Raw genomic sequence first — 6763 nt, 5'->3', positions numbered from 1 at the left:
AAGGTGTCGCCGGAGGCGACGGATACAGTAGTTCCCAGCCTGCAAGGCGGCTGTATGGTTTTAATCATGTTGATTCGCCGCTCTCGTGTCATCGCTAAAGTGCCGAGGTACGCTTCTATATCAATATGCTTTTTTAAAAGAACACCACACAACCATACAACCAAGGCTCTGCCTTGCAGAAATGCAACTCATCCGTCGCCATTCGGCAACACCTTCCCTTCCAGGGCAAAATCAAGTTCAAAACCACACAACCTCGCTTTGCTCGCGGAACCTTTTATAAAACCCAATGAATAATCAACCCTATCCGTCCGGCATAAGTATTTGAGGCCGGACACCTTCCCCGTCTGGGAAGGCGAGTTTAACACCACACAACCTCGCGTAGCTCGTGGTAATGAACCCCTTTCGTCGCCTCCGGCGCCACTCTCCCCTAACGGGGACAGCTCATTCTCGCTCCACCGCCTCCATTTCATAAAAAATGGTGTCAATGTTTGCTATTGACGTTGTTTTATTTTATAGTGTATACAGTTATGAAGAACGATGATGATCGGGTGGTTTGAGCCCGGGCTTTTTAGCAGTAATTAATTCGGCAGGGGATGCAGTTTCTGTTTTTGTGTCCCATTCTTGTATTTGGAGGCGCATTTTATGGCAGAACTTTATTCTTTCCACGTGGCTGTGAAGGAGATGGAGGATAAGATTTGGCGGGATATCGATATTTCTGCCAAGTCTACTCTGGCCCAGCTGGCGTACACGATCATGGTGGTCTTTAACACGGGGCGTGATCACATGTTCTGTTTGTACTATAAGGGTAAACGGTATGAGCTTCGCTTCGATCCCGATGGACCTAAGGCAAGCCGGCCTAACCGGGTGCATCTGGAGAAAATGAAGCTTGCGCCCGGGGACGAGCTGACCATGATCTATGATTACGGCTGCAATTGGGAATTCCAGATTACCTTCAAGGGGACGCGGCCCATGGAGCCGGGCAAAGGAAACCATTATCCTCATGTGACCGCCGGCGCCGGGCGTGGTATCATAAAGGACATGTTCCCGGGCGAGTTACTGGAACGTATCGAAAAGGAAGACCAAACAGGCGAACCGCAACTTCCAAGCATGTTTAACAAAGAACACCTACTGTCCTATAAATATTTTGATTTGAAGGATATAAATTATGGCTTGACCGTGGACGTACGGTGGTTGAAAGATGAATACGAGCACGCCACAAACCGCCGCAGGTAACCCGCACTGAGCAGCAAGACACTCAGATGGGGGAGCTGTCAGAGCAGTTTAAAATCGGAGATATACAAAGAGAGCCTCATGCAAATGCATTGGGCCTTTTTTGCGGCTTGGGCGTCCTTGAGAGTCAGCGAGGTTTTCCGGTTTTCCTCGAGGCGCAGCCTTGGTTTTAAGGTTTTTATCGAGCAACGCGAGGTTTAAGGGTGTTAACCTTGCTCCGAAGGAGAAGGTCCTGGCGGAGCCAGGGAATGAGATGTAGTTCCTAGCCTGCAAGGCGGCTGTATGGTTTTAAAACCGCAAAACCTCGCTCCGCTCGTAGAACCTTTTCATATTTTAAAATGCGATGAATACTGCATTCCTTTCGTCAGCAACAGTTAAATGATTGGCTGACCGCGCCTTCCCCGCTGGGGCAGGTCAAAACCTTCCGTGCCGGCGAAAACGGCTATTATCAATGGCGATTTAAATGCGTTTACCGTAAATGAAAACCGTATTAAATCTCGTTCGATACTACCCATCAGAATCGAGAAAACCTGTTTCAGCGAGGAAGGGTGTCACGGAGTGACAGGAAGGAGTGCAGTTCCTGAGCGCAGCGAGGTTGTTTGGTTTCTCTCCGCTCCCATCATCATTCCCTCTCTTCACTTCTCCCCAAATCCAAATAAATATCCTGTCATGGAGAGGGATCCGGTGTTTCTTACGTTGTTGAAGATCTCGGGTTTTTCTCCCTGGGCGGCGCCTAGTGTATAAAGTAAGGGGAGGAAGTGGTCGGCTGTCGGGGCGGCGTAGGCGGCGTCGGGGTTGTCTTCGTAGTGGATGATTTTTTCGTTGTCTCTCTTTTTGACGAGCCCCGTGATGAAGGCGTCGAAGCGGTCGGCCTGCGGGGAGCCGTTGGGGTTGTCCCATTCTAGTCTTCTGAGGTTATGGACGATGTTGCCGCTGCCAAGGAGCAGGTATCCTTTTTCTCTCAGGGGCGCGAGGGCTTTTCCTATGTCGTAGGCGTTCTGCGGCCCTTCGATGCCATCGATGGAGAGCTGGACGACGGGGATCGGGGCGCCTGGGAACATGTGGACGAGGACGGTCCATGTGCCGTGGTCGATGCCCCAGTCGTCGTTGATGGAGATGTCCGGCAGCAGGGCGAGGATGTCGTCGGTGAGTTCCTGGCAGCCTTTGGGATGTTACTGGACTTCGTAGAGTTCCTTCGGGAATCCGTACATATCATAGACCTGGCGCGGTTCGGGATCGCTCTGGACGTACGTCCCGCGGGTGAACCAGTGGGCGGAGAAGGAAAGGATGGCCTTTGGCTTCTCAAATTCGGAAACGACCCTCTCTCCGATTTTCTGGAATTCCTTTGTCAGCTCGTTATCCTCGAGCGCAATCATCGGGCTTCCGTGTCCGGCAAAAATAACAGGAAGTTTCATCATGATCCTCCTTTCGATAAGACCGTATTGATTTTCTTACCTTTATTATAGGTTCGGATTGAGAAAGACGCAAAGAAAAGCAGGCCTGCCCTGTTTCTTTGATACCAATTAATAATAAGTTAGGTCAAGATTTAATATATTGGTGCAAATGATGAACTATTAGTATATAATAGATGAGTAAATAATAAGAATTCATATAATAATAAATTAAAAAAGAAAGAGAGGGTTCGGAAATCGGGGAATGAGAAACCTTTTATCATCATTCATTGAGGAGGAAATTTGATGTATAAAGGGAAGTTATTAACGGGAGCAGTACTTTCAGTATTCATGGCAGGCGCATATGGGAACGCCTGCGCAGCGGACGGGACAAGTGACGCTGTGTATTCATTGAATCCAGTCGTCGTCACGGCAACGCGGTATGAGAAATCCGATGCGGAGATTCCTGCTGCGACGCAGACCTTCACCGAAGAGCAGATCGAGCAGACCGGCGCGGACAATCTGCAGGTCGCTCTGCAGTACCTCGACGGTGTCATCGATGCCGGCATGGGACCGAATGGCACTTCCGTATCGTCCATGACGACCAAGAACGTCATCCGCGGCGTTTCGAACGGGACCGTCGTCATGATCAACGGCACGCCGATCAACTGGCGCACGAATTACAATCTGGAAAACATTCCGACCAGCGCTGTCGAGCGCGTCGAAGTCGTCCGCGGCGGCGGAGCTGTCCTCTATGGCAGCCAGGCGACCGGCGGCGTCATCAATATTATCACCAAGAAGACACTGCCGAACGAAGTGAAAGTCGGCCTCGGCAACAAAGGCCGCCAGGAATACGCCGTCACAGCGAATGCAGGAGACCTCTCCATCGCATACACGTACAATAAATGGGGGAAACTGGGATACGTTTCCTCGTCCGACTCCTCCATCAAGCCGGACAAGACACGCGTCCCCGTGGAAATGAAGCAGCGCTTCTTCGGCTCAGAGAAGAATGATTTCCTTGCCACGTACAAACTCAATGACCATGCGGATTTTCTGTACAACCATAACGAATCAGCCAGCCGCTGGGCCTACACCTATACCGGCATCACCGATCCGGACTACGAGGACATGAACGACCATCCCCGCTACATCCGCCGGTACGAAAACGACAAGGATTTCCTGCAGTTCAATTTCCATGGCCTGGACGGCATCAGCGGCCACGTCTTCTACAATTACAACACACTGAAGACCCACGGCACCGATTACTATTCCTCAACCGGCAAGAAATACGCGGCGCCGAAGGCCGTACGCGGCCAGGAAAAGAACAAGACCTACGGCTACGACGTGCAGAAAGTATGGGATGGAAATCCGGACCAGACCTTCCTGATCGGCACATCCCTCGTCAGGGAAACCTTTGAAAATGAAACGAGCGATACCGGACGCAACATCATCTCCGCCTTCGGATCCTGGGAAAAAAATCTCACGGCCAAGGACGTCCTGACCCTGAGCGGCCGCGGCACATGGACCACCGGCGGCATCCAGAACTTCCACAACTTCAGCGGCCAGGCACAGTACCTGCACAAACTGGACAATACGCAGAGCCTCTACGCCAGCGTAGGACAATCCTTCGTCCTTCCGACCTTCAGCCAGATGTACTCCCGCGAGCAGGCAGGCGGCATCAGCAACATCATCGGAAACCCGGACCTGAAACCGCAGAAAGGCCTCCACTACGAAGCAGGCTGGAAGAAAGAAGAAACCAACCGCCAGTACAAAGTCGCCCTCTTCACCGAAAAAATCGACGACAACATCTCCTACTCCGGCACCTCCGGACGCTGGTATGCCATCAACGAAGACTTCAAGAACCACGGCATCGAAGCCAGCATCAGAGGCCAGGAAGACAACGGCTTCACCTGGCACGCAGGCCTCACATGGCAGAACCCGAAAAGCAAGCAGACCACAGAAAAAACATCCGCCAAGAGATACTGGGACCGCTCTTACGGCCGCATCCTTCTCACCGGCGGCGTAGGCTACGAAAAAGAGAAATGGACCACAGCCCTCAACTTCTCCTACCTCGCAGACCGCGTCCAGTCGCCGACTGCTGCTCATTCCCACAGCGTGAAACCATACCTCCTGACCAGCATGACCGTGAAATACTCGCCAAACAAATCCAGCGACATCATGCTCGCCATCGACAACCTCCTGAACCGCAAAGACATCGTCTCCCACACCACCAGCGACTACTACGCGACCCCAAGAAACCTCATCCTGTCGTACCGCTATAAATTCTAAGGGAGAAGCGGAGGAAATAAGAAATAGCGAAAGCAAAAAAGGACACCGGAGAAAAATCGGTGTCCTTTTCATGTGGGGAAAATGGGGGCGAGCATTAGCGGCGCGCGGGGAAATAGAACTCGCACCGCTCGTCATTCCTGAGCGTTGACTTTTGAGAATGATAATAGCGGTAAGCGGCGCACCAGAAAGGCTTCCCCACGGGGGAGCTGGCGACGGAGTCGACTGAGGAGGTGCAGTTATCGAGCGTCAGCGAGGTTGTATGGTATTAAACTTGACTTCCCTTCCAGGGCAAGGTCAAGACCGGTCTGCAGCCCTTTTTCCTTATTGGGAAGGCGAGTGTTAGCGGCGCTCTCGAAGGTTCATTCACTTCTTCACGTCCGGGAGGATTGCGGAATAGACGTGTTCGAAATAGGTCGGGGCGTACCAGGTGCTGTCTATTGGTTCGATGTACTTGATCACTTTCCATGAATCTCCTTCGGCCAGTACGGCTAACTGGCGTCGGCATCCTTTTCCTTCTGCTGCTGGATCACGTGCACTGTGTCATCCCAGGGCTGGCCATCGTGGTAAAAAGACTTTGTCTTTACCGATAAATTGTTGTACGTTCCTTCATCCATGTACCGGCTGACGTCGGAATAAACGGTGTCCTTCGAAGCTGCTCGGTTCAGTACCCTTTCGCAGTCGACGTAAGTGACGAAAGGCCTATGGTTGAGAATCCAGTATAAATTGACCGTCGACTTCACAGTCGACATTGGAAACAAAAAAGAGAAAATGACAAAAAGGAAAACGCAGCCGATTACGCCAGTCAGGATCTTCTTCATAACAATTCCTCCTTTTCGCCTAGAATACCTATATGTAGTTTACCATATTCCTTATTCATCACCGAATCCCGCAGAACTCGCGATGCTCGGGATTCCTGAGCGGGGACTTTTGAGAATGATAATGGCGGCAAGCACCGTACCATAAAGGCTTCCCCACGGGGGAGCTGGCGACGGAGTCGACTGAGGAGGTGCAGTTCTGCGAGCGTCAGCGAGGTTCTTCGAGTGTTACCGCATTTTTCCTGTCATTTTCCGCAGTATACCCTCATTTCCTTAGGGTTATACAGCTTACCGCTTTTTTATGGAGGGTATGTTCAGTATCTAAAGATTTTATGGTACTGTTTTGGGACATTCTGGCGGGCGTGGGGGTTTTCTTTCGATGGTATCGAATGCCGTTAATGCCTATCTACATTTAAATAATTCGTTATAGAAATAGTTCATATCTATCGTACGGAGTTCTCTATAATTCTGACAGATAGATATTTTTTTATCATAGAATTATGATTAAAAGTAAGAAAGTGCCTGTTGGCCCTGTTGATTGTGTATGAGCTGCCTTGGGAAGGCTGCTCGGGGGAAGGAATCTGGCGCCTTGGGAAGGTCTGAGGATTCCTTGCAGGAAGGCACTTGTTTCTTTTTTTAGATGCATGCCCAGGGCTGCATCTTCAGGGTGAGGATGGCCAATCATGAAAAGGGAGTACAAGATTTTGACAGCTCTGGTCGTATCCAGCTTAATGGGATTTTCTGCCATGACGGCAGAGGCTGAGGCTTTGACGCTGACGGGGTCAATTACGGATACGAAAATTACCGGTAACAGCGACACGGGGACGACCAGCGGGAATACGCTGAATGTGACGAATGCGTCAGGTAATTCTTCTTTATCAGGATCCGTTATTGCAGGCGGAAGTATACCCGATAAAGAGTCAGGCGACGCATCGAATAATACCGTCAGTATTTCAGGAAGTATACTTACCCAATATAAAATTTATGGTTCTTCACGCTTTCTCGTGGGATAAAAATAATAACATATAAAATTGGCAT

Annotated in this window: 7 protein-coding genes; 4 read left to right on the top strand and 3 right to left on the bottom strand. The window is 50.6% G+C overall.

Annotation, left to right across the window (positions count from 1 at the left end; translation table 11 throughout):
* Both M3200_RS07355 and M3200_RS07350 read left to right on the top strand, forming a co-directional pair.
* On the top strand, positions 1-294 hold a 294-nt coding region (locus M3200_RS07355; RefSeq protein ID WP_288178215.1), incomplete at its 5' end, for a hypothetical protein.
* Between the two features lie 348 nt (positions 295-642).
* On the top strand, positions 643-1233 hold the full coding sequence (locus tag M3200_RS07350) for a plasmid pRiA4b ORF-3 family protein (RefSeq protein ID WP_022382889.1): 591 nt from the start codon (positions 643-645) through the stop codon (positions 1231-1233).
* 632 nt (positions 1234-1865) lie between these two features.
* On the opposite strand, the gene M3200_RS07345 is transcribed toward M3200_RS07350, so the two are convergent.
* Together M3200_RS07345 and M3200_RS07340 are read right to left on the bottom strand one after the other, a co-directional pair.
* Positions 1866-2342, bottom strand: a complete 477-nt coding sequence (locus tag M3200_RS07345; RefSeq protein WP_288178216.1) for a dioxygenase family protein — start codon at positions 2340-2342, stop codon at positions 1866-1868.
* Between the two features lie 60 nt (positions 2343-2402).
* The gene (locus M3200_RS07340; protein ID WP_288178214.1) at positions 2403-2648 is read right to left on the bottom strand and encodes a dioxygenase family protein; all 246 of its coding nucleotides are present in this window, start codon (positions 2646-2648) and stop codon (positions 2403-2405) included.
* A gap of 279 nt (positions 2649-2927) precedes the next feature.
* Here M3200_RS07340 and M3200_RS07335 point away from each other — a divergent pair, with 279 nt between their 5' ends.
* Positions 2928-4910, top strand: coding sequence for a TonB-dependent receptor plug domain-containing protein (locus M3200_RS07335; protein WP_022382886.1), 1983 nt, complete (start codon positions 2928-2930; stop codon positions 4908-4910).
* Positions 4911-5398: 488 nt separating this feature from the next.
* On the opposite strand, the gene M3200_RS07330 is transcribed toward M3200_RS07335, so the two are convergent.
* The gene (locus tag M3200_RS07330; RefSeq protein WP_022382885.1) at positions 5399-5728 is read right to left on the bottom strand and encodes a hypothetical protein; all 330 of its coding nucleotides are present in this window, start codon (positions 5726-5728) and stop codon (positions 5399-5401) included.
* Positions 5729-6408: 680 nt separating this feature from the next.
* Between M3200_RS07330 and M3200_RS07325 the strand changes: the two genes are divergently transcribed.
* A complete protein-coding gene (locus M3200_RS07325) occupies positions 6409-6738 on the top strand; it encodes a hypothetical protein (protein ID WP_022382884.1) in 330 nt (109 codons plus the stop codon).
* The last annotated feature ends 25 nt before the right edge of the window (positions 6739-6763 follow it).

The sequence above is a fragment of the Dialister sp. CAG:357 genome, from assembly GCF_000435155.1.
In the GTDB taxonomy this organism is placed as follows: Bacteria; Bacillota; Negativicutes; order Veillonellales; family Dialisteraceae; genus Dialister; species Dialister hominis.
Note: the sequence above shows the minus strand (reverse complement) of the source record. Positions and strands in the feature narration are given on the sequence as shown.

Bases quoted from the DNA above. Each gene is read 5' to 3' on its own strand.
- M3200_RS07350 (WP_022382889.1), top strand. From the start codon at position 643: ATGGCAGAACTTTATTCTTTCCACGTGGCTGTGAAGGAGATGGAGGAT.
- M3200_RS07340 (WP_288178214.1), bottom strand. From the start codon at position 2,648: ATGATGAAACTTCCTGTTATTTTTGCCGGACACGGAAGCCCGATGATT.
- M3200_RS07335 (WP_022382886.1), top strand. From the start codon at position 2,928: ATGTATAAAGGGAAGTTATTAACGGGAGCAGTACTTTCAGTATTCATG.
- M3200_RS07330 (WP_022382885.1), bottom strand. From the start codon at position 5,728: ATGAAGAAGATCCTGACTGGCGTAATCGGCTGCGTTTTCCTTTTTGTC.
- M3200_RS07325 (WP_022382884.1), top strand. From the start codon at position 6,409: ATGAAAAGGGAGTACAAGATTTTGACAGCTCTGGTCGTATCCAGCTTA.